3 protein-coding genes are annotated in these 899 nt (G+C 32.1%); all 3 read left to right on the top strand.

Translation table 11 applies throughout. The features are described from left to right. Positions 1-218 (top strand): hypothetical protein (locus LACWKB10_RS10165; RefSeq protein ID WP_235191511.1); only part of this gene is annotated, 218 nt, incomplete at its 5' end. A 3-nt stretch (positions 219-221) separates the two neighbouring features. After that, a complete protein-coding gene (locus LACWKB10_RS09755) occupies positions 222-461 on the top strand; it encodes a hypothetical protein (RefSeq protein WP_034981774.1) in 240 nt (79 codons plus the stop codon). A gap of 3 nt (positions 462-464) precedes the next feature. Beyond that, positions 465-776, top strand: coding sequence for a DNA-packaging protein (locus LACWKB10_RS09750; protein WP_034981772.1), 312 nt, complete (start codon positions 465-467; stop codon positions 774-776). The last annotated feature ends 123 nt before the right edge of the window (positions 777-899 follow it).

The following is an 899-nucleotide window of genomic DNA, read 5'->3' as shown; positions in this document are numbered from 1 at the left end:
ACAATAAGTTTATTCAAATGGCAACAGAAAGCTTGGATATTTTTAATTGTCTGACTATTCTTTCAGACAAAATAACTGAAATAGAAAGTCCTAGCGACTTAACACTAAATCAGTTAAACGAAATATCTGCTTTAACAAATGTAATTAGGAGCTTTACTAAGCGTTACAGCGACTTAGTGAATAATTCGTACATGTTAACTTATTGTGGAGAGGAATAAACCATGAAGAGAACTGTTAAAGATATAGAAGCTTTAGATAACGGCCTAATAACTGCTTCGTTAAAAAGTGAAAACTTATTAAGAACCATTGAGTTAATGCTTGAAAAATTGAATCAACAGAACATTTCTTTAGCTGATTATCAAAAAATTTACGGATTAGCTGATTTAATGAGAGTTTATGTATGCAATCTGCGAGATGAAATATCTCATACAGAATCATTAATCAATTTTGAGGAGGAATAAACCATGGAATTCAAATTAGACCAAGAACAAAAAACAGACCTACAAAACTATGTTTGTGGTCTGATTAAAGACAGTCTTAAAAAAGCAGCATCCCCTCAACAGCCATATTTAAACCGTGTAGAGATTGCAAAGTACTTTGGTGTAGCTCCATCTACTATAACTTATTGGGCCTCTCTGGGGATGCCAGTGGCTATCATTGATGGTCGCAAACTATATGGTAAGCAATCCATCACTAAATGGATTCAGAGCAAAGAAAAACCGTTTCTTAGACAACCACGAAAAAGAAAACGGTATTTAGATAATTATAACATCTAGAAACGTGCAAGTGAATTAATCTTAGATGTTTAACTGAAAAGGAAATAAATTATGAGTCAAGACAACGAAGAATTAATCAAATGTTTAAATGAAATAAACCAAAGTCTGAAAGATATAAATAGC

It is taken from the genome of Lactobacillus sp. wkB10, assembly GCF_000760615.1.
In the GTDB taxonomy this organism is placed as follows: Bacteria; Bacillota; Bacilli; order Lactobacillales; family Lactobacillaceae; genus Lactobacillus; species Lactobacillus huangpiensis.
This window is presented reverse-complemented; position numbering and strand designations above follow the sequence as displayed.

Bases quoted from the DNA above. Each gene is read 5' to 3' on its own strand.
- LACWKB10_RS09755 (WP_034981774.1), top strand. From the start codon at position 222: ATGAAGAGAACTGTTAAAGATATAGAAGCTTTAGATAACGGCCTAATA.
- LACWKB10_RS09750 (WP_034981772.1), top strand. From the start codon at position 465: ATGGAATTCAAATTAGACCAAGAACAAAAAACAGACCTACAAAACTAT.